23 protein-coding genes are annotated in these 23,848 nt (G+C 65.7%); 11 read left to right on the top strand and 12 right to left on the bottom strand.

The window, feature by feature from the left end:
• Window positions 1–19 precede the first annotated feature (19 nt).
• Window positions 20–1,573: a glutamine-hydrolyzing GMP synthase gene (gene guaA / locus H977_RS0106375; RefSeq protein WP_029107067.1), complete on the bottom strand. Its 1,554-nt coding sequence runs from the start codon at window positions 1,571–1,573 to the stop codon at window positions 20–22.
• Window positions 1,574–1,686: 113 nt separating this feature from the next.
• Here guaA and H977_RS34730 point away from each other — a divergent pair, with 113 nt between their 5' ends.
• From H977_RS34730 to H977_RS0106350, 7 genes are all read left to right on the top strand, one after another.
• The gene (locus H977_RS34730) at window positions 1,687–2,004 is read left to right on the top strand and encodes a WXG100 family type VII secretion target (protein WP_155946539.1); all 318 of its coding nucleotides are present in this window, start codon (window positions 1,687–1,689) and stop codon (window positions 2,002–2,004) included.
• On the top strand, window positions 2,001–2,288 hold the full coding sequence (locus H977_RS0106370) for a WXG100 family type VII secretion target (RefSeq protein ID WP_029107066.1): 288 nt from the start codon (window positions 2,001–2,003) through the stop codon (window positions 2,286–2,288). Before H977_RS34730 ends, H977_RS0106370 begins: the two co-directional genes overlap by 4 nt.
• A 260-nt stretch (window positions 2,289–2,548) precedes the next feature.
• Window positions 2,549–3,601, top strand: coding sequence for a colicin E3/pyocin S6 family cytotoxin (locus tag H977_RS35580; RefSeq protein WP_231395888.1), 1,053 nt, complete (start codon window positions 2,549–2,551; stop codon window positions 3,599–3,601).
• A 3-nt stretch (window positions 3,602–3,604) separates the two neighbouring features.
• Window positions 3,605–3,844, top strand: a complete 240-nt coding sequence (locus tag H977_RS36225; RefSeq protein ID WP_502691139.1) for a DUF7683 domain-containing protein — start codon at window positions 3,605–3,607, stop codon at window positions 3,842–3,844.
• A 587-nt stretch (window positions 3,845–4,431) separates the two neighbouring features.
• Window positions 4,432–5,166, top strand: a complete 735-nt coding sequence (locus H977_RS0106360; protein ID WP_029107064.1) for a beta-phosphoglucomutase family hydrolase — start codon at window positions 4,432–4,434, stop codon at window positions 5,164–5,166.
• A gap of 7 nt (window positions 5,167–5,173) precedes the next feature.
• A complete protein-coding gene (locus H977_RS0106355; protein ID WP_029107063.1) occupies window positions 5,174–7,540 on the top strand; it encodes a glycoside hydrolase family 65 protein in 2,367 nt (788 codons plus the stop codon).
• Between the two features lie 126 nt (window positions 7,541–7,666).
• Window positions 7,667–9,112 (top strand): catalase, encoded by a 1,446-nt coding sequence (locus H977_RS0106350; protein WP_029107062.1) that lies wholly within the window; start codon window positions 7,667–7,669, stop codon window positions 9,110–9,112.
• Here the strand turns inward: H977_RS0106350 and H977_RS0106345 are convergent.
• Window positions 9,089–9,694 carry a TetR/AcrR family transcriptional regulator gene (locus H977_RS0106345; RefSeq protein WP_029107061.1) on the bottom strand — a complete coding sequence of 202 codons (606 nt, stop codon included), beginning with the start codon at window positions 9,692–9,694 and terminating at the stop codon, window positions 9,089–9,091. The genes H977_RS0106350 and H977_RS0106345 overlap by 24 nt on opposite strands.
• A 73-nt stretch (window positions 9,695–9,767) precedes the next feature.
• Between H977_RS0106345 and H977_RS0106340 the strand changes: the two genes are divergently transcribed.
• Window positions 9,768–10,667 carry a TauD/TfdA dioxygenase family protein gene (locus H977_RS0106340; RefSeq protein ID WP_029107060.1) on the top strand — a complete coding sequence of 300 codons (900 nt, stop codon included), beginning with the start codon at window positions 9,768–9,770 and terminating at the stop codon, window positions 10,665–10,667.
• Window position 10,668: 1 nt separating this feature from the next.
• Here the strand turns inward: H977_RS0106340 and H977_RS0106335 are convergent, their stop codons facing one another.
• Window positions 10,669–12,666, bottom strand: coding sequence for a YhgE/Pip domain-containing protein (locus tag H977_RS0106335; RefSeq protein ID WP_081681634.1), 1,998 nt, complete (start codon window positions 12,664–12,666; stop codon window positions 10,669–10,671).
• Window position 12,667: 1 nt separating this feature from the next.
• Window positions 12,668–13,375, bottom strand: coding sequence for a P-loop NTPase family protein (locus H977_RS0106330; protein ID WP_029107058.1), 708 nt, complete (start codon window positions 13,373–13,375; stop codon window positions 12,668–12,670).
• Between the two features lie 46 nt (window positions 13,376–13,421).
• Between H977_RS0106330 and H977_RS0106325 the strand changes: the two genes are divergently transcribed.
• Window positions 13,422–14,048: a TetR/AcrR family transcriptional regulator gene (locus H977_RS0106325; protein ID WP_029107057.1), complete on the top strand. Its 627-nt coding sequence runs from the start codon at window positions 13,422–13,424 to the stop codon at window positions 14,046–14,048.
• Window positions 14,049–14,054: 6 nt separating this feature from the next.
• On the opposite strand, the gene phoU is transcribed toward H977_RS0106325, so the two are convergent.
• The 4 genes from phoU to guaB form a co-directional block, all read right to left on the bottom strand.
• Window positions 14,055–14,714, bottom strand: coding sequence for a phosphate signaling complex protein PhoU (phoU, locus tag H977_RS0106320; protein WP_029107056.1), 660 nt, complete (start codon window positions 14,712–14,714; stop codon window positions 14,055–14,057).
• A gap of 73 nt (window positions 14,715–14,787) precedes the next feature.
• Complete coding sequence (locus H977_RS0106315; protein WP_029107055.1) at window positions 14,788–16,524, bottom strand: GMC oxidoreductase; 1,737 nt, start codon at window positions 16,522–16,524, stop codon at window positions 14,788–14,790.
• A 177-nt stretch (window positions 16,525–16,701) separates the two neighbouring features.
• Entirely contained in the window at window positions 16,702–17,829 is a 1,128-nt protein-coding gene (locus tag H977_RS0106310; RefSeq protein WP_196808182.1) for a GuaB3 family IMP dehydrogenase-related protein, read from the bottom strand.
• Between the two features lie 38 nt (window positions 17,830–17,867).
• Window positions 17,868–19,409, bottom strand: a complete 1,542-nt coding sequence (gene guaB / locus H977_RS0106305) for an IMP dehydrogenase (protein ID WP_029107053.1) — start codon at window positions 19,407–19,409, stop codon at window positions 17,868–17,870.
• Window positions 19,410–19,566: 157 nt separating this feature from the next.
• Here guaB and H977_RS0106300 point away from each other — a divergent pair, with 157 nt between their 5' ends.
• A complete protein-coding gene (locus H977_RS0106300) occupies window positions 19,567–19,971 on the top strand; it encodes a DUF5319 domain-containing protein (RefSeq protein ID WP_003882245.1) in 405 nt (134 codons plus the stop codon).
• Here H977_RS0106300 and H977_RS0106295 read toward each other — a convergent pair.
• From H977_RS0106295 to H977_RS0106285, 3 genes are all read right to left on the bottom strand, one after another.
• Complete coding sequence (locus H977_RS0106295; protein ID WP_029107052.1) at window positions 19,962–21,146, bottom strand: anti-sigma-D factor RsdA; 1,185 nt, start codon at window positions 21,144–21,146, stop codon at window positions 19,962–19,964. The two genes, H977_RS0106300 and H977_RS0106295, sit on opposite strands and share 10 nt — an antisense overlap.
• The gene (locus tag H977_RS0106290; protein ID WP_029107051.1) at window positions 21,139–21,717 is read right to left on the bottom strand and encodes a sigma-70 family RNA polymerase sigma factor; all 579 of its coding nucleotides are present in this window, start codon (window positions 21,715–21,717) and stop codon (window positions 21,139–21,141) included. Before H977_RS0106290 ends, H977_RS0106295 begins: the two co-directional genes overlap by 8 nt.
• A gap of 101 nt (window positions 21,718–21,818) precedes the next feature.
• A complete protein-coding gene (locus H977_RS0106285; RefSeq protein ID WP_029107050.1) occupies window positions 21,819–22,616 on the bottom strand; it encodes a hypothetical protein in 798 nt (265 codons plus the stop codon).
• A 437-nt stretch (window positions 22,617–23,053) separates the two neighbouring features.
• On the opposite strand from H977_RS0106285, the gene H977_RS0106280 reads away from it, so the two are divergent.
• The gene (locus H977_RS0106280) at window positions 23,054–23,344 is read left to right on the top strand and encodes a WhiB family transcriptional regulator (protein WP_029107049.1); all 291 of its coding nucleotides are present in this window, start codon (window positions 23,054–23,056) and stop codon (window positions 23,342–23,344) included.
• 87 nt (window positions 23,345–23,431) lie between these two features.
• Here the strand turns inward: H977_RS0106280 and H977_RS0106275 are convergent, their stop codons facing one another.
• Window positions 23,432–23,794 carry a DoxX family protein gene (locus H977_RS0106275; RefSeq protein ID WP_029107048.1) on the bottom strand — a complete coding sequence of 121 codons (363 nt, stop codon included), beginning with the start codon at window positions 23,792–23,794 and terminating at the stop codon, window positions 23,432–23,434.
• Between the last annotated feature and the right edge of the window lie 54 nt (window positions 23,795–23,848).

Genomic DNA, 23,848 nt, shown 5'->3' with positions numbered 1-23,848 from the left:
CTGCTCGTGGGAAAAGAAGTTACTCCCACTCGATGGTGCCCGGCGGCTTGCTGGTGACATCCAGCACCACCCGGTTGACCTCGGGCACCTCGTTGGTGATCCGAGTCGAAATCCGTTCCAGCACTTCGTAAGGCACCCGCGTCCAGTCCGCGGTCATGGCGTCCTCACTGGACACCGGCCGCAGCACGATCGGGTGGCCGTAGGTGCGTCCGTCTCCTTGCACACCCACCGAACGCACGTCGGCCAGCAGCACCACCGGGCACTGCCAGATCTGCTGATCCAGACCGGCTGCGGTGAGCTCCTCGCGGGCGATCGCGTCGGCGCGGCGCAGTGTGTCGAGCCGGTCGGCAGTCACCTCGCCCACGATGCGGATACCCAGACCCGGGCCCGGGAACGGTTGGCGCGCAACGATTTCCTCGGGCAGGCCCAGCTCACGGCCCACCGCGCGCACCTCGTCCTTGAACAGCAGCCGCAACGGCTCGACGAGCTTGAACTTCAGGTCGTCGGGCAGCCCGCCGACGTTGTGATGGCTCTTGATGTTGGCGGTGCCAGTGCCACCGCCGGATTCGACGACGTCGGGATACAGCGTGCCCTGCACCAGGAAGTCGATGTCCGACTCGCTGAGAGTGTCACGCACCGCACCCTCGAAGGCGCGGATGAACTCGCGACCGATGATCTTGCGCTTGCCCTCGGGGTTGGTCACTCCGGTCAGTGCTTCGAGGAAACGGTCGGCGACGTCGACGGTCACCAGCTTGGCGCCGGTGGCGGCGACGAAATCGCGCTGCACCTGCCCGCGCTCCCCGGCCCGCAGTAGGCCGTGGTCGACGAACACACACGTGAGCCGGTCCCCGATCGCGCGTTGCACCAGCGCGGCGGCGACCGCTGAGTCCACACCACCGGACAGACCACAGATGGCCTGGCCGTCGCCGATCTGAGCGCGGACCGCCTCGATCAACTGCTCGGCGATGTTCGCCGGGGTCCACGACGCGCCGATCCCCGCGAACTCGTGCAGGAACCGGCTCAGCACCTGCTGACCGTGCGGGGAATGCAGGACCTCGGGGTGGTACTGCACACCGGCCAGACGACGCGCCCGATTCTCGAAGCCCGCCACCGGCGCGCCGGCGCTGGAGGCGATCACCTCGAAGCCCTCCGGTGCAGCCGTGACCGCATCGCCGTGGCTCATCCACACCGGCTGGCTGGCGGGCAACTCGGAATGCAGGTCACCGCCCGAAACGTTCAGCTCGGTCCGGCCGTATTCGCTGGTGCCGGTGTGTTCGACGGTGCCGCCGAGGGCTTGGGCCATGGCCTGGAAGCCGTAGCAGATGCCGAAGACCGGGACGTCGAGATCGAACAGCGCTGGATCGAGCCGTGGAGCGCCTTCGGCGTAGACACTGGCCGGGCCGCCCGAGAGCACGACGGCCTGCGGATCCTTGGCCTTGATCTCCTCGACAGTGGTGGTGTGAGGGATGACCTCGGAGAACACCCGCGCCTCACGGACCCGGCGAGCGATCAGCTGTGCGTACTGAGCGCCGAAGTCGACGACGAGGACCGGACGGGGAGATGCAGATGTCACCGCAACAGTCTAGTGGGCAGGTCACAGCGTGCTCGCGGTGCCGGAAATCTGCGTAATTGGCGGTTGGTTGTGGGGTCCTATACTTCGGCTGACAACCTTCCGGGGGGAGGCACGTGCCAAACGAATTGCGAGTGGACTGGGACACCATGGTGTCATCGGCCAAATTCATTGCCGAACAGGCCGTCCAGCTATCAGCCGAATTAGACGGCATCGAGCGCGAGTGGGATTCTCTTTCGGCGACATGGCTAGGCGATGCAGCGTCGTCGTACGCATCGCCCTGGCAACAGTGGCACGAAGGAGCAGATCGTGTGGCGCGGGCGCTCGAAGAATCCTGCGACCTGCTCAGGCAAGCGGCAACCGCCTACGTAGCTCAAGACAATGATGGAGCGCAGCCGATAGCTGACATCACCCAAACTGTAAGGTCACTGTGAGTCGATACACCGTCGATTTGGACAGACTCCAGGATTTCATCGGCCGCCTCGTCCAATTCCACTCCCGGGCAGAGCAAGTTGCAGTGGAAGTCGACCAACAAGTTGCCGCGTTACACGGGACATGGGCTGGCGACGCCGCCGAAGCGCATAAGCGCCAACACGATGAATGGACCGAAGCAGCGGCGCAGATGCGTGCGGCGTTAGAACAGTTGCGCACGAAAATCGATGCCGCTCACCGCAGCTACGCCGGTGCCGTCGCCCTGAACACCGCTATGTGGCCCTGACGCATGCCGATCTTTCGCATATCCGGCAACACCATTGGTGGGGAAATTCAATGGCGCCCATAACAGCAGACTCGAAGGTCTTGTTGGATGCCGGTGCTCTGTACGACAACGCACGCTCTCGTGCCGCGGGCACCATGACTGCCCTGACGTCTGCTCTAGACTCGAATTCCGGGTGCGCTGGCACCGATAACGCTGGCCACACGTGGGCAAACGGTTACGATCCGGCGGCATTGAACGCCGTAAAGGCTGGCGCAGACGCGGTGAACGCCTTCGCCAAGCTCCACGATCTGTTGGCCTTCACGGGCGTGAATCACGCCAACGCTGAGAATGCGGCCGCCACTTCCCCGGGCGCACCGACGCCGCCTCCCGCACTCGCACCCAATTACACGGCCAACGCATTCAAGGGATCGTATGGCGGTGATACAGATGCCCCGATGGGCTGGGGTTTGCTCACTCGTTGGCTGCAAGGCCATCTATGGCCAAATGGTGATCCTGCCAAGCTAAAGAAACTTGGCTTCGCATGGACCGAAGCAGCGAAAGGGCTGCGGGATGCAAGCAGTACCGCCGGACCCGCATGGGCGAGCGTCGAAGATCTGTCATCACCGGAGTTCGGCAAAGCATTGGCACAGATGGACCTGGTGGCAGATGACGTCGAGAAGCTCTGTGCAGAGTTCGAGAACCTGGGAAACGCCTGCTACGACTGGGCCAAACAAATTGATGACGCCCACCAGAAGATCAGACAAACACTCGCAGACACGATCGGATGGGCGTTAGTCGCCGGTGCCGCCGGCGCCATCGTCGGAAGCCTCATCGGGCCAGAAGGCACGGTCGGCGGCGCGGCATTGGCGTCCGGTGCCGCCGCGTCGCGAGCTGCCGCATCAATCGTGCCGATCTTGGCGGCGCTCGACGTAACGGCAGGAATCGCGACGGGGATGGTCGCCGGCGGCGTCGCGGCTGCGGGCGCTGCCGCGAACGGCATTACCCGCGATCTACAACCACTGTTGCAAGCGAACGCCTCCGTCTACAGACCCGACGGTGAGGGGATGGTCAGCGGACCAGCCGGGAATTACTACCCTGCACCAAAGAACCTCAACGCGTTTCCAAAAGCGACGCGCGCTCCTCGCAAGACACGAACGTCGGGTGGTCGGATGCGGAACCGCTGGATTGACGATAAAGGAAACATCTACGAATGGGATGGGCAGCACGGAAAGGTCGAGATGTACGACAAAAGAGGAACTCACAAGGGCGAGTTCGACCCGAACACCGGTCAGCAAACTAAGCCACCGAATCCGACAAGAAGAGTGGAACCGTAACTCATGTGGTACATCGAAGAATTCGATAGATCCTCTGAGACTCTAATACGCGAACACCCGCTTCCGGCACTTAGAGACCCCGATGTTCGCAGAATATTAAATGTTCACGATGATTTGCCGATTGAACCTTTCGGCTTCGACATCCCCGATTCAAAGACACTCGAAGAACTCTCCACCTTTGGTCAAGCCACTATAAGGTTCGACGCGTCGATAACATACCAACTCGGCTTCTATACGGACTGACCGTTCCGGCTTCAGCCACCCGAACGTCGCACTCTAAGAGTGCCTGGTATATCCACTCGATCCAGAGGCAATTCACTGAGCATTGGATGCTCCAAGCTTTTCATTCCAACACCGATGAATTAGTTCACGAGTCTCCACTTCCCCGTTTGAATGCGGAAGCAATAAGTCACGTATAAAATACGCCCGAAGACAATCGAACTTTCGGTTTCGACATGCCAGATGTCACTGCAGTTCACGCACTAGCAGAATGTGAATTTGAGTGTCGTCAATCGACTCGTGGCAGTGTGCCGAACATGAAGGCTCTGCTATCGATCGAACCATTGTTGGTCCCCGTACATTAGCCCAAACACATCCACTGAATCACCGAATTCACGGAAGCTAGGCCGCGATCGGACGCGTGCGCAGCTGTTTGCTGACATGGGCAAGCGGCGCGCCTTGGCCGCGCCTCGGTACGGAAGCTGCCCGCCGACCTGATGTAGACAGAAGCACGCCGCACACCGGCGCCCGCCACAGAAGGCGTGTTTAAACCCACCCCTCGCGTGGTGATTACGCATGATGAAGGAGACGTCGGCGAAAGCGAGGACGCTGTGCTGGGCTTGCCCGAGCAGATCACGGCCTGCCTGTTCGATCTTGACGGCGTGCTCACCGATACCGCGAGCGTGCACAAGAAGGCCTGGAAGGCCATGTTCGACGACTACCTGCGCACGCGGGCCGAGCGCACGGGTGAACCGTTCGTCGCATTCGACATCGACGCCGACTACCTGAACTACGTCGACGGCAAGCGCCGCGAGGATGGCGTTCGGTCGTTTCTGATCAGCCGTGGCATCGAACTGCCCGAGGGCACACCGGACGACGCCGCCGATGTCGACACCGTCGAGGGCCTGGGCAACCGGAAGAACGCGATGTTCCACCGAACCTTGCAATCCGACGGAGTCGAGGTGTTCGAAGGATCGCGGCGCTATCTGCGGGCCGTGACCGATGCGGGCCTGCGCCGGGCCGTGGTGTCTTCCAGCGCCAACACCGAGGAGGTACTCAAGATCACCGGACTGGACACATTCATCGAGCAGCGGGTGGACGGCGTGACGATGCGGGAGGAGAACTTGCCGGGCAAGCCGGCTCCGGACAGCTTCCTGCGCGCTGCCGAACTGCTGGGCGTCTCCCCCGCGCAGGCCGCGGTATTCGAGGACGCCTTGGCCGGCGTCGCAGCGGGCCGGGCGGGAAAGTTCGGCTTCGTGGTCGGCGTGGACCGCGTCGGGCAGGCCGAGCAACTGCACCGCCACGGCGCCGACATCGTGGTCACCGACCTGGCGGAGCTGATCTAGGACCATGATGATCACCCATGACGCGTACCCGGTCGAACCGTGGCAGGTACGGGAAACCCGCTTGGACCTCAACCTGCTCGCGCAATCCGAATCGCTGTTCGCGCTGTCCAACGGCCACATCGGTCTGCGCGGCAATCTCGACGAGGGAGAACCGTACGGCCTGCCGGGCACATACCTGGCCGGGTTCTTCGAGGTGCGGCCATTGCCATACGCCGAAGCCGGATTCGGCTACCCCGAGGCCGGGCAGACCGTCGTCAATGTCACCAACGGCAAGCTGCTGCGGCTCCTGGTCGATGACGAGCCGTTCGACGTCCGTTACGGCGATCTGATCGATCATGAGCGCACCTTGGACATGCGCGCCGGCACCCTGACCCGCCGCGCCCATTGGCGTTCCCCCGCCGGAAAACAGGTCAAGGTGGTCTCCACCCGCCTGGTGTCGTTCGCCCACCGCGGCGTCGCCGCGATCGAGTACAGCGTCGAGGCGATCGACGAATTCGTCCGGGTGACAGTGCAATCCGAACTTGTCACCAATGAGGATCAACCCGAGACATCCGACGATCCGCGCGTCTCGGCCGTACTGAAACATCCGCTTCGCGCTGTACATCACGAAAACACCGACAGCGGTGCGCTTCTGGTGCACCGCACCGTCGGCAGTGGACTGATGATGGCAGCCGCGATGGACCATGACGTCGAGGTGCCCGGACGCGTCGAGGTCAACACGGACGCCCGCGACGACCTGGCCCGCACCACCATCATCTGTGGACTGCGTCCGGGCCAGAAACTGCGCATCGTCAAGTATCTCGGCTACGGATGGTCCAGCCTGCGCTCGCGTCCCGCACTGCGCGATCAAGCCGCCGCCGCCATCACCGGCGCCCGATACAGCGGGTGGCAGGGCCTGCTGGATTCACAACGCGCCTACCTCGACGAGTTCTGGGACTGTGCGGACGTCGAGGTCGAGGGCGACCCGGACTGTCAGCAGGCGGTGCGATTCGGATTGTTCCACGTGCTGCAGGCCAGTGCCCGCGCCGAGCGGCGCGCCATCGCGGGCAAGGGACTGACCGGCACCGGCTACGACGGCCATGCCTTCTGGGACACCGAGGGTTTCGTGCTGCCGGTACTCACCTACACCAAACCGCAGGCCGCGGCCGACGCGCTGCGGTGGCGGGCCTCCACGCTGGACCTGGCACGGGAGCGTGCGCAACAGCTCGATCTGTCGGGCGCCAGTTTTCCGTGGCGAACCATCCGGGGCGAGGAGTGCTCGGCGTATTGGCCGGCGGGCACCGCCGCGTGGCACATCAACGCTGACATCGCCGCTGCGTTCGAGCGCTATCGCGTTGTCACCGGCGATGATTCGCTTGAGCAAGAATGCGGCCTCGCGGTTCTCGTGGACACTGCCCGGCTGTGGATGTCGTTGGGCCACCACGATCGGCACGGGATCTGGCATCTGGACGGCGTGACCGGGCCGGACGAGTACACCGCGGTGGTGCGCGACAACGTCTTCACCAATCTGATGGCCGCACACAACCTGCGGGTGGCCGTCGACGCGTGCACCCGCCATCCGGATGCGTCCTACTCGATGGGTGTCACCACCGAGGAGACCGCCGCCTGGCGCGACGCGGCCGACGCCGCCCACATTCCCTACGACGAGGAGTTGGGTGTGCACCCGCAGTGTCAGGGCTTCACCACCCTGGCCGAATGGGACTTTTCGGCCAACACCGCCTACCCGCTGCTGCTGCACGAGCCCTATGTGCGGCTCTACCCGGCCCAGGTGCTCAAGCAGGCCGATCTGGTCCTGGCGATGCAGTGGCAGAGCCACGCATTCACGCCCGAACAAAAAGCCCGCAACGTCGACTACTACGAGAGGCGCACCACCCGGGATTCGTCGCTGTCCGCCTGCACACAGGCGGTGATGTGTGCCGATGTGGGCCATCTCGAGCTGGCCCACGACTACGCCTACGAGGCAGCCCTGATCGACCTGCGTGACCTGCACCAGAACACCCGCGACGGCCTGCACATGGCGTCGCTGGCCGGCGCGTGGACGGCGCTGGTGGCCGGATTCGGCGGGCTGCGCGACGACGAGGGCGTCCTATCACTCGACCCGCGTCTGCCCGACGGCATCTCTTGCCTGCGATTCCGGTTGCGATGGAGGGGTTTTCGGGTGACTGTCGAGGCGACCCACGACAACGTCACCTTCACCTTGCGCGACGGGCCAGACGGGTCACTGACCATCCGGCACGCCGGCGACGACGTGGTGATCAAAACCACTGGGCCGACAACCGTCCCCGTCGTCACCCGACCTGCGCTGCTGCCGCCACCACCTCAGCCGCCCGGGCGGGAACCGATACGTCGTCGCGCCGGTCTCTCCGAGCGGTAGGAACCCGCGCGGCCAGCGGGTTTGAAGTACGGATGTCGCGGGGTATCCCGGTTCTCGTACGTCACGCGGTGGCGTCGCTGCTTGGCGCCCACCGCTGAACAGCGAAAGGAGCGCACGGTGACCGGTATGCAGCCCAAGCCGACAACCACCGACGCCGGAATTCCGGTGTACAGCGACGAGCACTCGCTGACGATTGGTCCCGACGGGCCGATCCTGCTGCAAGATCACTATCTGATCGAGCAGATGGCGATGTTCAACCGGGAACGCATCCCGGAGCGCCAGCCACATGCCAAGGGCGGAGGCGCGTTCGGTCACTTCGAGGTCACCAACGACGTCAGCGCATACACCAAGGCCGCACTGTTCCAGCCGGGCGTCAAAACCGAGACGCTGACCCGGTTTTCGACCGTGGCCGGCGAGCGCGGCAGCCCAGACACCTGGCGTGATCCACGTGGGTTCGCCACGAAGTTCTACACGACCGACGGCAACTTCGACATGGTCGGCAACAACACGCCGGTGTTCTTCATGCGTGACCCGCTGAAGTTCCAGCACTTCATCCGCTCCCAGAAGCGCCGGGCCGGAAACAACCTGCGCGATCACGACATGCAGTGGGATTTCTGGACGTTGTCCCCCGAGTCCGCGCATCAGGTGACGTGGCTGATGGGTGATCGTGGCATCCCCCGCGATTGGCGGCACATGAACGGCTACTCCAGCCACACCTACAGCTGGATCAACGCGGCCGGCGAAATCTTCTGGGTGAAATACCACTTCAAGACGGACCAGGGCGTCGAGTTCCTCACGCAGGAGGAAGGCGACGAGATGGCCGGCATCGACGGCGACGCCCACCAGCGCGATCTGTACTCGGCGATCGAGCGCGGCGAGTTCCCGACGTGGTCGCTGAAAGTGCAGATCATGCCGTTCGAGGAGGCCAAGGACTATCGGTTCAATCCGTTCGACCTGACCAAGGTGTGGCCGCACGGCGACTATCCGCTGATCGACGTCGGCACGTTGCGCCTGGACCGCAACGTCACCGATTACCACACCGAGATCGAGCAGGCCGCGTTCGAACCGAACAACCGGGTGCCCGGCACGGGCCTGAGTCCCGACAAGATGTTGTTGGCCCGCGACTTCTCCTATGCCGATGCCCACCGTCACCGGCTGGGCAGCAACTACAAGCAGATTCCGGTCAACGCGCCGAAGGTCGAAGTGCACAGCTATTCGAAAGACGGCGCCATGCGGATCAAGAATGTGTCCGATCCGGTGTACGCCCCCAATTCGTACGGCGGCCCGCAGGCCGATCCGGCCCGTACCGGCGAATCGCTGTGGCACGCCGATGGCGACATGGTTCGCGCCGCCTACAGCCTGCACGCCGAGGATGACGACTGGGGTCAGGCCGGAACAATGGTGCGCGATGTGCTCGATGACGCGGCGCGGGCCCGGTTGGTCTCCAATATCGCCGGCCACCTGTCGAAGGGTGTCTCCGAGCACGTGCTGGAACGGGCCTTCGAGTATTGGAAGAACGTGGACAAGCAGCTCGGCGAGAAGGTCGAATCAGCGGTCCGTAACGGCGGCTGACTGGTCTGCGGCGGCGCCGGGTTCGAGGATGCGCGCGATCTCGGCGCCCGTTGCGGCGCGCATCTCATCGTCGCTGAGTGAGTCCAGGCCGGTCGCCGATCTCAGGAACGGTTCGAACATCCGCCAACCCAGTTGCAGTGCAACGGCATTGGCGACGGCGAGCCGGCCACTGCGTTCATCTTCGAAACGGGGAAGCACCTGGCCGAGCAGCCTCGTCACCCCCGGGAACCGCGTCTGCAGCCGACCCACGGGATAACCGTCGAGCAGTGCCCTGGCCATCAACCGCATGTGCTGGTCCATGGTCCGGTCGATTTCGTCGGCCGGGCCGCCGGCGTCCAACAGGGCGGTGAGCATGCCGCCGAGGTGATCGAGCACGGCTCCGACCAATTGATCTTTGGTGCCGAAGTGCCGGTAGATCAGCCCATGGTTGACCTTGGACCGGGCGGCGATGTCCCGGATCGACGTGGCCGCCGGTCCCTGTTCGGCGAACAGTTCCGCTGCGGCGGCCAGCGCGGCCGCCACCACCTCGTCCCGGCCGACCGGGGCCGCCATGTCCTTGGCCTCTGGCGTCGGTGTAGTCATGTGGTTACACTAGCCGACATGCAGGTGTAGTCACCTGACTACAGCTGTTCCGACCAGCGAAAAGGACATGCCGATGACCGCTTCCACCACCGCTCCTCTCACCGTCAAGAAGCTCGGGAGCCGGATCGGCGCCCGCATCGACGGCGTGCACCTGGGCGGAGACCTCGATGAGGCCACGGTCGCCGAGATCCGGCTCGCGCTGCTGCAACACAAGGTGATCTTCTTCGGCGGTCAGCACCACCTCACCGATGAAGAGCACAACGCGTTCGCACGGCTGCTGGGCCGGCCCATCGGCCATCACGCCCTCAAGTCGGACGACGCACCGCTGATCACCCCGATCGACTCCGAGTACGCCAAGGCCACCCGCTGGCACACCGACGTCACGTTCGTGCCGGACTATCCCGCCATCTCGATCCTGCGTGCGGTGACGTTGCCCGAATACGGTGGATCCACCCTGTGGGCATCCACCGCGGCGGCGTATGACGCACTGCCCGAACCGCTCAAACGGCTCACCGAGAATCTCTGGGCCGTGCACAGCAACCGTTTCGACTACGCGGCAGTGGCGGCTGCCGCACTCAGCGAGGAACAGCAGCAGCTGCGGGCCGCGTTCGAGAAGCCCGACTTCCGTACCGAGCACCCGGTGGTGCGGGTACACCCCGAAACCGGTGAACGCACCCTGGTGGCCGGGGACTTCACCCGCGGCTTCCTCGGCTTGGACAGCCATGAATCGGATACCCTGCTGGAGTTGTTGCAACGTCGAATCACCATCCCGGAGAACACTGTTCGCTGGAACTGGGCTCCAGGCGACGTGGCGATCTGGGACAACCGGGCCACCCAGCACCGCGCGGTCGACGATTACGACAACCAGCGCCGGGTGATGCACCGCGTGACGCTCGCCGGCGACGTACCCGTCGACATCCACGGGCAGCGGAGTCGCCCACTCGCGGATGCCGCTCTACTGCAGGCGGTCTGACTCACATCTTGATGGCGGGCATCAGCCTGGTCATGTTCCACTGTCGGTTGCGTCGGGCCGACAACGCCGAGATGGTCAGGGCACCGGCCCAGATCACCAGCAGTGTGATGATCGCCTGCCAGAGCCGGTGATCGATCCCGCCGAGGATGAGCTGACGTAATCCGTTGACGCCGTAGGTCATCGGGTCGTAGTTGTGGAACGCCTGGAACGGCCGCGACGTGGTCTCCACCGGATACATGCCGCCTGCGCTGACCAGCTGGAGCATCAACAGGGCCATCAGCAGCACCCGGCCCACCGCGGGTCCGACGAATGCGTTGATCGCCTGCGTCGCGGCGACGAAGGCGCACGAGACCAGGATCATGAAGCCCAGCATCGCGACCGGATGGGCCACCTGCATGCCGAGTGCGAACCGCACGACGCAATACAAGATGATCGCCTGGAACATCCCGATCACCGCCGCGGGCAGGTAGCTGGCGAGCACCACGCGGATCGCCAGCACCTCCGCGGCGATCGGCCGGTTCTGCAACGGCCGCAACACCATCCACAGCACGAGTGCACCGAAGAACAGGGCGAGCGTGATGAAGAACGGCGCCATCCCGGTGCCGAAGTTGGGTGCGGCGTGCTCGGACGAGTTCTGCAGGTGAACGGGACCCCCGATGGTGTCGGCGATCGCCTCCTTCTGCGCAGGCGTCCAGTCCGGCACCTGGCCGGCCCCGTCGGCGAGCTTGGTCGCCAACTCGGCCGAGCCGGACCGCAGCTGCGAGGTGCCAGATTTCAGCTGTCCGGCCCCGGTATCGAGTTTGGCTATGCCACTGGCCAGTTCGGCGTTGCCCGAGGCCAGCTGCTGGGCACCACTGCGGAGCTGGTTCAGCTGGGCAGTGAGGTCCCGGTTTTTGGTACCCACCTGGTTCAGCGCGGAGTTGAGCGGGCTACCCGGGTTGCGCAGCGATGACGTCATCGAGATCGCCGCATTCTCGGCGTCGGTGAGCTGCTGACGAATCTGCGGGGTGAACTGGTGCGCCCGAAGGTCATCGGCCACCCCGCGCAGGGTTCCGGCGGCATTGTTGGCGATCGGATCCGGACTGGTCGAGAGCTGATCGATCACCGAGCTCAACGCCGTCGCGGCGGAGTCCTGTGCGCCGGTGATGGCGCCGATCTGATCGTTGGCCTGCCGCAATGCCGCGGTACCGTCCTCCAGTTGTGCGGTGTCGCCGCCGACCTTCGACAGCGCAGAGGTCACAGCCACCAGAGGGTCGGTGGCCTTGTTGATTCCATCGGAGAGCTGCTTGGCGCCGGTGGCCAGCTGGGCCGACCCGGACCGCGCCGTGTGCAGCCCGGCCGTCAGCTGGCCCGCACCATCGTCGACTTTCACTGCCCCGTCTGCGAGTTGGCCGGCACCGTCGGCCGCCTGCTTTATCCCCGCACCCGAGCTGACCACAACCGAGAGCACCTGGTTGACCGCCTGGCCCGAGATCCGCGTCGACACCGCGTTGAGCACCTGGTCGATCGCCGTGCGGCCGATGTTCGACGAGATGTAGTTGTTGGCGTCGTTGTAGACCGCGTTCAGGTTGGCCTGCTTGGGATTTCCGGTCAGCGGTGACGCGATGGCCTCACTGAAATCAGGTGGCAGCTCCAGCATGAAGTAGTACTGGCCGTGGTCGACACCTTTGCGCGCCTCGTCGGCATCGACCACGTGCCAGTTCAGGCTGGCATCGTCGGTCAAGCTCTTGGCGATCTCAGACCCGACGTTGACCTGCTGGCCCGAAACCAACGCGCCCCGATCGGAATTGACGAGCGCCACGGGCATCTTGTCGACCTGACCGAACGGGTCCCAGTATGCCCAGAGGTACAGCGCGCCATAGACGAGCGGCAGCAGCATCAGCACCACGATCGCGGCGCGGGTCATCCGGCTGCGGCCGAAGCGTTTGATTTCGGAGCCGAAGGCGAGCCCGGCAGCCGGTGTGCCGAACGAACGTTTGGCGAAGGGGGACGTGAACATCTCAGTTCTTTCCGGTCAGGATTCGGTGATCGTGCAGGTCGTGGTCGGGGGCTTCCACCCCGAGCGGATTGGTCACGCCGACAACGACACTGCGTTGGGTGGCGATGGCGCCGAGCCGTTCGACCGCCGTCGCCCGTCGCGAGTTGTCCCTGACCTGTTCGAGGTCGCCGACCACCAGGATCGGGCGATTCGAGAACAGCGCCAGGGTGACCTTCAACAGGAACAGGTCGAGATCGGACAGCTCGCTGATGTAGGTCCCGGGCGCGGGCGGCACCAGCTCGCCGAACACCTCGCGCAGCGTGGCGTCGCCGGCCTCGATCGGAACCCGTCGATACCACGGCGCCAGCCACCGGCGCTGCTCGGCGAGCACGGTCTGCACGGTGACCGAGTCCTCCAGCTCGTCGATGTCGGCGAACGCCGCGATCGCGCATTGTCGCCTGATCGCACGAGGGTTGGTTTCCCCGCAGACGGTCACGGTCCCGTGGCTGGGCGCCAGGCGTCCGGCCAACGTCAGCAGCAGCGCGGTCTGGCCCCAGCCACCAGGCATCTGGATGGCATGGAAGCCCGGCGTGAGTGCGAGGTCGATATCCGAGAACAGTGGCCCGTGCTCGCCGTCGACCCCGAGTCCGGCCGCGATGATCTGCGGCGCGTCCTGCGCGTCGTCGTCCTCGGACACCTCGGCATCCTCGGCGTCGTCCCTGTCTTCCATCTGCGACCTTTCGATACTCGCTGGTATCCATACGATACTAGCGAGTATTGTGTTGGTCATGTCGGCTGTCAAACCCGCCCGCACCCGCCCCACCCGCGACGAGGTACGCGATCGGATCCTCGATGCCGCGCTGAAGGTTTTCGCGGCCGAAGGGTTCGCCGGCGCCACCATCGACGCCATCGGTCACGCCGCGGGATTCACCAAGGGCGCGGTGTACTCGAACTTCGAATCCAAGGACGAGCTGTTCCTGGCGCTGCTGGACCGGCAGTTCGAGAGTCGCGGCGCCCTCATCGCGACCGCACTCGACAGCGGCGGGGGCGATACCGCCACGATCGCCGAGGCCCTGAGCCGGTCGACGCTGGACTCGATTCACGATCAGACGGAGTACCAGATCGTGTTGATCGAATACTGGCTCCGCGCGATACGTGATCCTCAACTCCGTGAGCGGTTGGTCGCCCGCCGCCGCGCGGCCGCCGATCAGGCCCTGCACATCGTCGAACAAGCCGGCACCGCACTGCCCGGTCACCAACTGTCGGCACTCGCCCAACTTGTGGTCACCATCATCTCCGGCATTGCCACCGAGGAGGTGCTGCAGCCGGGCACCATCGATATCGACACCCTCACCCGGCTTTTCACCGCGCTCCTGGAATCCTCGCCCGCTGCCACGCGGTAGTACGGCTCAGGCGAGCTTCTTGTGCATCGGCCGCCCGCCGGTGGCCTCGAAGATGACCCGCTTGCCGATCTCGACGGCGTGATCGGCATACCGCTCGTAGTAACGGCCCAACAATGCGACGTCGACAGCCGAGCACACCCCGTCCTCCCACTGACGGTCCAGCAGCAGGGTGAACAGGTGGCGATGCTCGGCGTCGACGGCGTCGTCCTCATCACGCAGGCGCGCGGCCGCGTCGGGATCCCGCGACACCAGCACCTCCTGCGCGGTCTGCGCCAACCGCACCGCCTGCGATCCCATATCGGTGAAGCTCGCGCGCACCTCGTCCGGCACGGCGCATTCGGGGTGGCGCAATCGGGAGATGTCTGCGACATGCATGGCAAGCGCGCCCATCCGGTCGATGTCCGCGGCGATGTGCATCGAACCGACGACCGTGCGCAGCTCGCTGGCAACCGGCTGCTGCAGGACCAGCAGCCGGAACGCCGACTCCTCGATTCGGCGGCCATATGCGGCGATGCGTTCGTGATCGGCGATGACCTGCTCGGCCAGCGACAGGTCCGAATCCAGCAGGGCCTCGTTCGCCCGCTGCATCGCACTCACCGCCAGGGCACACATCTCGGCGAGTTGATCGCACAGTGCCGTCAACTCGTCGTGGAACGCCTTGCGCATCTGCCACCCTCCCGCCAGTCACCACCGGACCTCACCGCCCGGCGAGGACTAGGTACCCGGAAGGGGCCGGTTGCTAACCGGCGGTATTGACCGGCTCGATCGGCAGCCGCCGCAATCCACCGGGAGCCTCGGCCGGCACCACGGGATGCTGCGGCGCGATCGGCGCCAGTTTCCGGTACGGCTCATTCTGCGCCGGGCGCTGGTCGTCCTGACCCTTGTTCGGCCACAACGACGCCGCACGCTCGGCTTGTGCCGTGATCGACAACGACGGATTCACACCGAGGTTCGCCGAGATGGCCGCGCCGTCCATGACATACAGCGTCGGATAGTTGTAGACGCGCTGATACGGGTCGATGACGCCGTGCTCCGCGCTGTCACCGATGGCCGCGCCGCCGAGGAAGTGTGCGGTGAGCGGGATGTTGAACAGCTCGCCCCAGGTGCCGCCCGCGACGCCCTCGACCTTCTCCGCCATGCGCCTGGTGAACTCGTTGCCCACCGGGATCCACGTCGGGTTCGGCTCGCCGTGCCCCTGTTTCGACGTCATCACCCGCTTACCACCGGGCCCGCGCTTGGTGAAGGTGGTGATCGAGTTGTCCAGGTGCTGCATCACCAGGGCGATGACGGTCCGTTCACTCCAGCGGGCCGGGTTCAGCAGCCGGATCAGCAGCCCTGGCCGCTCACGGCCCTGATCCAGGAACTGCCGCCAGCGCGGCACATCGGTGCCCTGCGGACCGGTGCCGTCGGTCATCAACGTCTGCAGCAGCCCCATCGCGTTGGAGCCCTTGCCGTAGCGCACCGGCTCGACGTGCGTGTCGGCGGTGGGATGCACCGAGGAGGTGATGGCCACGCCGTGGGTGAGATCCAGATCCGGCGGCACCGTCAGGGTCTGGGCGCCCACGATGGACTCGGAGTTGGTGCGGGTCAATACGCCGAGACGCGAGGACAATTTTCCGAGTTTTCCCGAGTCCCGCACCTTGAACAACAACTTCTGGGTGTTGTACGTACCGGCCGCCAGGATCAGATGCGATGCGGTGAAGGTCTTACGTTTGCGCCGCAGCTTGCTGCCGGTACGCACGGTGGTGACCTCCCACAGACCGTCGGCGCGCTGCTCGAAACTCGTCACCGTGGTCATCGGATGCACTTGCGCGCCAGCGGATTCCGCCAGTCCCAGGTAGTTCTTGACGAGCGTGTTCTTGGCGCCGTGCCGGCAGCCGGTCATGCATTCGCCGCATTCGATACACCCGGTGCGGGCCGGACCGACACCGCCGAAGTACGGGTCCGGCACGGTTTTGCCCGGCGTCATCTCGCCGTCGGGCCCGAAGAACACGCCGACCGGCGTCGCGACGAAGGTGTCACCGCAACCCATATCGTCGGCGACCTCTTTGACGATGCGGTCCGCGTCGGTGAAGGTCGGGTTCTTGACCACGCCGAGCATGCGCTGCGCCTGGTCGTAATGCGGCATCAACTCGGCGCGCCAGTCGGTGATGTCCTTCCACTGCGGATCGTTGAAGAACGGCTCCGGCGGCACGTAGAGGGTGTTGGCGTAGTTCAGCGATCCGCCGCCCACGCCGGCACCGGCCAGGATCATCACGTTGCGCAGCAGATGGATGCGCTGGATGCCGTACATGCCCAGTTGCGGGGCCCACAAGAACTTGCGCAGATCCCACGAGGTCTTGGCGAAATCGGCGTCGGTGAACCTCTGGCCGGCTTCGAGTACACCTACCCGATAGCCCTTCTCCGTCAGCCGCAGCGCACTGACGCTGCCGCCGAACCCCGAACCGATCACCAAGACGTCATAGTCAGGCTTCATGTGATCAGTATGACGCTACCCACAGGTAACTTCTAGACAGGAAGCCCTAACTTGTAAAGAAGAGGGCTTGAGCCGCTCGTCGCTTTCCACATGAGGGTCGCCAACCCCGCGTCGGCACAACCCAGCGGTAGAAACCGGCGAAAGGCCCCGCACCGGCGAAGGTGACCCGCGCAGGGGCTAGGACCCCACCGTCAAGCCGACCTTCTGGAATTCCTTGAGATCGCAGTACCCCGCCTTGGCCATCGACCGGCGCAGGCCACCGACAAGGTTGAGCGAACCGAACGGATCGTCGGAAGGCCCGGTGAGCACCTGTTCCAGGCTGGGGCGCTCCCCGACCGCCACCTGCAGCATCGCGCCGCGCGGCAATGACGGGTGCGCGGCCGCGGTGGGCCAGAACCAGCCACCACCCTGCGCCTCGGCGGCCACTGCCAGCGGTGTGCCCAGCAGCACCGCGTCAGCCCCGCACGCGATGGCCTTGGCCAGATCACCGGACGTGTGGATGTCGCCGTCGGCCAGCACGTGCACGTACCGCCCGCCGGTCTCGTCGAGGTACTCGCGGCGCGCGGCCGCCGCATCGGCGATCGCGGTGGCCATCGGCACGCTGATGCCGAGCACCTCGTCGCTCGTGGTGACACCGGCGGTCGAGCCATAGCCGACGATCACGCCGGCCGCGCCGGTGCGCATCAGGTGCAGCGCGGTGCGGTGGTCGAGCACGCCGCCGGCCACCACCGGGACGTCGAGCTCGGAGATGAACGTCTTCAGATTGAGGGGTTCGCCGTCGGATGCGACACGCTCGGCGGAGATGATGGTGCCTTGAACGACCAGCAGATCGATCCCCGCGGCCACCAGCGTCGGGGTCAGCGCCTGGGCGTTCTGCGGGCTGACGCGGACAGCCGTGGTGACGCCGGCCTCGCGGATGCGGGCCACCGCCGCACCGAGCAGCTCGGGGTCCAGTGGCGCTGCGTGCAGCTGCTGCAGCAGCCGGATGGCCGCAGAGTCATCCTCGGCATTCGCCGCCACATCGCGGACCTGGGCGATCTTGTCCTCGACATCGGCGTGCCGGCCGATCAGCCCCTCGCCGTTGAGCACGCCCAGCCCGCCGAGCCGACCCATCTCGATCGCGAACTCCACCGACACCAGCGAGTCGGTGGGGTGCGCGACGACCGGAACCTCGAAGCGGTAGGCATCGAGCTGCCAGGCCGTCGACACGTCCTGGGACGAGCGGGTGCGCCGCGAGGGCACGATCGTGACGTCGTCGAGCTCATAAGTACGGCGGGCGGTTCTGCCCATGCCGATTTCAACCATGTCGCGCATGACTGCTCTTAGTCTCCTGCCCCACCGATTCAGCGGGTGTAGTAGTTGGGGGCCTCGACAGTCATGGTGATGTCGTGCGGGTGGCTTTCCTTCAACCCGGCCGCCGTGATCTGAACGAACTGCGCCTGCTGCAGCTGCTCGATGGTGCCCGAGCCGGTGTAGCCCATCGCGGCCCGCAATCCGCCGGTCAGCTGATGGATCACGGTTCCCAGCGGACCGCGGAACGGCACGCGACCCTCGATGCCCTCCGGCACCAGCTTGTCCTCGGAGAGCACGTCGTCCTGGAAGTAGCGGTCCTTGGAGTAGGACTTGCCACCGCCGCGTCCCTGCATGGCGCCCAGTGAGCCCATGCCGCGGTAACTCTTGAACTGCTTGCCGTTGACGAAGATCAGGTCACCGGGCGACTCGGCGGTGCCGGCCAGCAGCGATCCCAGCATGGCCGTCGAGGCGCCGGCGGCCAACGCCTTGGCGATGTCACCGGAGTACTGCAGGCCGCCGTCGGCGATCACCGGCACGCCGTACGGACGGCAGGCCGCCACCGCCTCAAGGATGGCGGTGATCTGCGGGGCGCCGACACCGGCGACCACGCGGGTGGTGCAGATGGAGCCGGGGCCGACACCGACCTTGACCGCGTCGGCACCGGCCTGCACCAGTGCGGCGGCCGCCGCGCGGGTCGCCACGTTGCCGCCGACCACCTCGACGCGATCGCCCACGGTCTTCTTCACGCGCGCCACCATGTCGAGCACACCCCGGTTGTGGGCGTGGGCGGTGTCGACGATCAGCACGTCGACACCCGCGTCGACCAGCGTCATGGCCCGGGCCCAGGCGTCGTCGCCGACGCCGACCGCGGCGCCGACCAGCAGCCGCCCGTCGCTGTCCTTGGTGGCCAACGGGAACTGCTCGGTCTTGACGAAGTCCTTGACCGTGATCAGGCCGGTCAGTTTGCCCTGGCCGTCGACGATCGGCAGCTTCTCGATCTTGTGACGGCGCAGCAGGCCGAGCGCGGCCTCGGCCGAGACACCTTCCTGCGCGGTGATCAGCGGCGGCTTGGTCATCACCTCGGCGACAGGCTTGTTCTCGTCCACCTCGAACCGCATGTCGCGGTTGGTGATGATTCCGACGAGTTCGCCCGAGCCGTCCACAACGGGCAGACCGGAGATCCGGAACCGGGCACACATCGCGTCGACCTCGGCCAGCGTGTCGGTCGGCGAGCAGGTGACCGGGTCGGTGACCATGCCGGCCTCGGACCGCTTCACTGTTTCCACCTGGGCGGCCTGCGCGGCGGCCGGGAGGTTGCGGTGCAGCACACCCATACCGCCCGCGCGGGCCATCGCGATGGCCATGCGCGACTCGGTGACGGTGTCCATGGCGGAGCTGACCAACGGCACGCGCAGACGGATGTTGCGGGTCAGCTGACTCGAGGTGTCAGCAGCGGCGGGAACCACATCGGAAGCAGCCGGCAGCAGCAGCACATCATCAAAGGTGAGTCCGAGCATCGCGATCTTGGTGGGATCGTCGCCGCCGGTCGGCACCGGTACGGCAATGGGAACGCTGCTTTCAGCGATCGACATGGGTGGGGCCTCCAGTGGCAGGAGTAAGGCGTGTAACAAGATTCTATCGGCTCGGATATTGACAGTGATGTTGCCGCTCCTTGCACCTCAGGCGCACATCCCGGTGCGCATCCGGACGGCTGGCGCGATGGGAGTACGGCTGCGTAGTGTGGGACTCGTGCGTGACCACCTCCCCCCTGGTTTGCCGCCGGATCCTTTTGCCGACGATCCGTGCGATCCGTCGGCTGCGCTGGACGCGATCGAGCCGGGCCAGCCTCTGGACCCCCAGGAACGGACGGCTGTCGAGGCTGATCTAGCCGATCTCGCGGTGTACGAAGCGTTGTTGGCGCACAAGGGAATTCGTGGCCTCGTCGTGTGCTGTGACGAATGCCAGCAGGACCACTACCACGACTGGGACATGCTCCGGGCCAACCTGCTGCAACTGCTCGTCGACGGCACCGTCCGCCCGCATGAGCCGGCTTACGACCCCGAACCCGACGCTTACGTGACGTGGGATTACTGCCGCGGTTACGCCGACGCTTCTCTCAACGAGGCCACTTCGGATACCGACGGCTACCGCTGACCGCCACCCAGCCCCGGTAACAGGGGCAGCTCGACCGTCGGCAACGCCGGCCCCTCACCATTACGCCCGCCCGACGGGCTCTCGTGACCTGCGCCACTGCCTGTCTCGGCAGGTGCTGCCGTGGTGCGGGCCGGCGGTGCCGATGGCACCGATGTGGGCTCCACCGCAGGAGCCACCGTCGTGGTGGTGACGGGCGGCTCGGCCGCCGGAGCGGCCGAGGTGGCGGGTGCGGTCGAGGTGTGTGTCGCCGAGGGCAGTGATGCCGGCGACGACGACGCTGTGGCCGGGGCCGGCGCGCTCGTCGTCGGCTCGGCGCTGGTCGCAGGCGACGACGTCGCGGACGGCTGGGTCGCCGGCTGGGAAGTCGTCGGCGGAGAAGTTTCGGACGGCGACGACGGCCCGGATGTGGCCGACGGGTTGGACGTTTCCGACCCGGGCGTGGTCTCCGTCGGCGAGGTCGACGGCCCGGTGGTCGGGGTCGACGTCGGGGTCTCTCCCGCCGGGCTCTCGGCCGGCGAGGTCGACGGCGTCGTCACCGTCACCTCGGGCAGAACCACCGGTGGCGCATCAGGGGGCACGGTCGCGTTCGGGTCGCGGTTCTCCACCTTCACCGACAGCTGCTGCCACTGGTCGACGAGTTCCTGCTTGCGCTGCTGGTCGTCGACCGTGGCCACGGTGGTGCTGAGAGTCTGCAGCTTCTGCTGCGCCTGCTCCCACTGCCCGTCGTCGATCAGCTGCTGAACCTGCTTGAGCTCGCTGGATGCCAGCTCGACGCCCACGTCGCGGGTCACCGGTGCCGATCCGAAGACCAGTCCGCGCACGCCGTACAGGGCATCGCCCGGGCCCGATCCGTACACCGCCGCACCGAACCCGCCGAGGCACAGCAACGCGGCGGCCATAGACCCCACCAGCGCCATCGGCATGCGCACGCGTCCCCGCGAAGTGGCCTTGTCCAGCGCCGCCGCTGCCTCACGGGGCGTCGCGATGCCCGGCATCGGAGTCTGGCGGGCATCGTCGCGCCACCCGGCCAGCAGGACAGCCAGCTCGGCCTCTTCGTGGTCGGTGGCATAGACCTGCCGCTCGAGCGACAACGCCTCGATGAATTTCTCGGACCGGTTGATCTCGTTGAGAGACGGATCACCACCGTTCGAGGTCCAGCGGCCGAAGTCAGGCATGGTCACGTCCCGTCGCCATGATTTCGGTTTTGAGCCGGGCCAGCGCACGGTGCTGAGCCACCCGCACCGCACCGGCCGTACTGCCCACAGCCTCGGCGGTCTCCTCGGCACTCATGCCGACCACGACGCGCAGGATCAGGATCTCGCGCTGCTTTTCGGGCAGCACGGACAGCAGCCGGGCCATTCGTTCAGACGATTCGGTGTCGAGTGCGGACTGCTCGGGCCCCGCGTCAAGGGAGAACCGCTCGGGCACCACATCGGTGGGCTCGGCACGATTCCTGGCCGCCGCGCGATGCGCGTCAGCAACCTTGTGCGCAGCGATGCCGTAGACAAAGGCCAGGAACGGGCGTCCCTGATCTTTGTAGCGCGGCAGCGCCGTTATGGCGGCCAAGCAAACCTCCTGCGCAACGTCATCAGCTGAGAGACCACTGCGCTCGGTCGCCCCCACCCTCGCCCGGACATACCGAACGACAATCGGCCGAATGATCTCCAGCACTTCCGAGAGCGCGTTCCGATCACCTGCCACTGCCTCAGCAACGACAAAGTCGAGACGGTCTCCCGAACTTGTCATCGTGGGCGATCTCTCCAGCGTTACGTTGCACCGACACTCGCGGCGATTGGCTCAGCTAAACAATAACGATCAGGGTGGGCTAACCGTGATCAGTGCCGGTTCTAGGCGCCGGCCCACACGCCACCTCTGCGACGCACTGTATCGGCGCTGAGGTCACGAATCCGACCGATTTGCGCGGCGTCGTGCACGGCACTGCCGATGTCGGCCAGCACGCAGGCCAAGGCCCAGCGCAGCGGGATCAGCCCGAATTTCTCGGTGGCCTGCAGTGCCGCGTCGGCGATCTCCCGCGCTTCGTCAACCGCGCCGGCGCTACACAGCGCCGCGGCCAGCACGACGTCGGATTTGACCGCGTGGCGTGCCGAACGGTGACCGGCGGCAGCCGCGACACCGCGACGGGCATGGTCTACCGCCGTGGCCCCGTCACCCTGCACCATCGCCAGTTCGGCGCTCACCCACGACAGCCGGATCCGCCGACGTGAGTCGTCGGGCGTGTCGATCTCGCGCGCGCGGTCGAGCAGCCGGGCGGATAGGCCGAACCGGCCGAGTCCGAGGGCATCGGCGGCGAGGCCGACGAGCGCGTCGGCGGCGGCCTCGTCGTCGTCGCCGCGGTGAGCCCACGCCTGACCGTCGGCGCCGCGCGCCCGTACGTGCCCACCCAGCTGGCGAAGGAACGAGGCCCGCGTACTGTGCGCCAACGACACCAACGAGCCGGAGTCCTGGCATCGCAAGATCGCGGCCAGCTCGGTGAGGGCAGCGGCGTAACGTCCCTGCCCGCCGGCGGCGACGGCCCGCAGCCAGCTCTCGTGCGGGGTGGTTGCACTCGGCAAGGGCCACCGGCCGGGGTCGGGCCCGAAGGCGGTGTCAGCCAGGGCCGGAGCGGCCGCTGCGATTGCATTCATCGGTTCGCGACGCTATCAATCCCGAGGACATTGCCCGTCCCCGGGCAACCCGGGGCCGGCGGATAGGTGGAAATTCACTTTGCTCCCCGGTCAATAGTTAACAATTGATGGCTTGAATGTTAATGGCATGTCAACCAACTATCGGCCGCCCGGAATTGCGGACAACGCTCCTGCCTGCCCGAACAGGGGAAACACGACGACCGTCGCCGGCCCTCTAACACGCATGTCTCCGCCAAGGCATCACAACGATGAACGTGATGTAAATTCTCGACCTGCGCTTATGCCCTTTAGCACATGTGCAGCCTATTGACGCGCTTTATTCAGTCCCCCTAGTTTGTGTGCACGAGCGGTCATCGGCGACACGAGCTCAGTTCGGTTCCACCGACTCAAAACCGCCCACTTTTGGCGAAATGGGCGAGCAGAGAGGGGTTTTCCATATGCCGCAGCCGCAGCAGCTTCCCGGTCCCAATGCGGATATCTGGGATTGGCAAATGCAAGGACTTTGCCGTGGCGTCGATTCGTCGATGTTCTTCCACCCCGACGGTGAACGCGGACGCGCCCGGGCTCAGCGTGAGGTCCGCGCCAAAGAGATGTGCCGCAGCTGCCCGGTGATCACCCAGTGCCGGTCGCATGCACTGGCCGTCGGTGAGCCGTACGGCATTTGGGGCGGCCTGAGCGAGTCGGAGCGCGAGCTCTTGCTCAAGCGGGGCATCCGTCGTAGCGCCTGACCCAATACAGCAAACTTCACACGTCGAGCTGCTAAGGCCCCATCCTCGCGACGGATGGGGCCTTTCAGTTGGGCCCATCAGTTGGGGTCACCCAGCGGCGAAGGCTGCCAGCGACAACACCGCCAGGACAAGAAAAGTGGCGGGAAAGGCGATGTTGTAGAACACCCGCGCACGGATGTGGGTGATGACCGCGCCGATGAAGAACGCGGTCAGGCCGATCGCGGCGGCGACACCCAGCGGCGGGAAGGCCACCACGCCGACAAGCAGTCCGACAGCGCCGGCTCCTTTGAGTAATCCGAGCACCGGCACCCAGGTTCGTGGGACGCCGACCTCTGCAGAATTGGCCAGCACGAAGCGGGCCCCGACCAGGTCTCCCAAAGCCATCGCCGCGTTGGCCGCGATGGTGATCGCGACGATCAGGGTCGCAATCGTGCCGAGTTGTAGGGTCATGGTTGTCGCCTCCGAAGTTCGGTCCCGAGGGGGTTCACCTTGTTGACGCTTTCC

It is taken from the genome of Mycobacterium sp. URHD0025 (assembly GCF_000426065.1).
Classification (GTDB): Bacteria; Actinomycetota; Actinomycetes; order Mycobacteriales; family Mycobacteriaceae; genus Mycobacterium.
This window is presented reverse-complemented; position numbering and strand designations above follow the sequence as displayed.

Excerpts from the sequence above, each read along its gene's own strand:
- H977_RS0106280 (WP_029107049.1), top strand. The coding sequence starts at position 23,054 with ATGCCGCAGCCGCAGCAGCTTCCCGGTCCCAATGCGGATATCTGGGAT.
- H977_RS0106315 (WP_029107055.1), bottom strand. The coding sequence starts at position 16,524 with ATGAAGCCTGACTATGACGTCTTGGTGATCGGTTCGGGGTTCGGCGGC.
- H977_RS0106345 (WP_029107061.1), bottom strand. The coding sequence starts at position 9,694 with ATGACTACACCGACGCCAGAGGCCAAGGACATGGCGGCCCCGGTCGGC.
- H977_RS0106290 (WP_029107051.1), bottom strand. The coding sequence starts at position 21,717 with ATGACAAGTTCGGGAGACCGTCTCGACTTTGTCGTTGCTGAGGCAGTG.
- H977_RS0106355 (WP_029107063.1), top strand. The coding sequence starts at position 5,174 with ATGATCACCCATGACGCGTACCCGGTCGAACCGTGGCAGGTACGGGAA.
- H977_RS36225 (WP_502691139.1), top strand. The coding sequence starts at position 3,605 with ATGTGGTACATCGAAGAATTCGATAGATCCTCTGAGACTCTAATACGC.
- phoU (WP_029107056.1), bottom strand. The coding sequence starts at position 14,714 with ATGCGCAAGGCGTTCCACGACGAGTTGACGGCACTGTGCGATCAACTC.
- H977_RS0106330 (WP_029107058.1), bottom strand. The coding sequence starts at position 13,375 with ATGGAAGACAGGGACGACGCCGAGGATGCCGAGGTGTCCGAGGACGAC.
- H977_RS0106335 (WP_081681634.1), bottom strand. The coding sequence starts at position 12,666 with ATGTTCACGTCCCCCTTCGCCAAACGTTCGTTCGGCACACCGGCTGCC.
- H977_RS0106310 (WP_196808182.1), bottom strand. The coding sequence starts at position 17,829 with ATGGTTGAAATCGGCATGGGCAGAACCGCCCGCCGTACTTATGAGCTC.
- guaB (WP_029107053.1), bottom strand. The coding sequence starts at position 19,409 with ATGTCGATCGCTGAAAGCAGCGTTCCCATTGCCGTACCGGTGCCGACC.
- H977_RS0106350 (WP_029107062.1), top strand. The coding sequence starts at position 7,667 with ATGCAGCCCAAGCCGACAACCACCGACGCCGGAATTCCGGTGTACAGC.
- H977_RS0106275 (WP_029107048.1), bottom strand. The coding sequence starts at position 23,794 with ATGACCCTACAACTCGGCACGATTGCGACCCTGATCGTCGCGATCACC.
- H977_RS0106285 (WP_029107050.1), bottom strand. The coding sequence starts at position 22,616 with ATGAATGCAATCGCAGCGGCCGCTCCGGCCCTGGCTGACACCGCCTTC.
- H977_RS0106295 (WP_029107052.1), bottom strand. The coding sequence starts at position 21,146 with ATGCCTGACTTCGGCCGCTGGACCTCGAACGGTGGTGATCCGTCTCTC.
- H977_RS0106340 (WP_029107060.1), top strand. The coding sequence starts at position 9,768 with ATGACCGCTTCCACCACCGCTCCTCTCACCGTCAAGAAGCTCGGGAGC.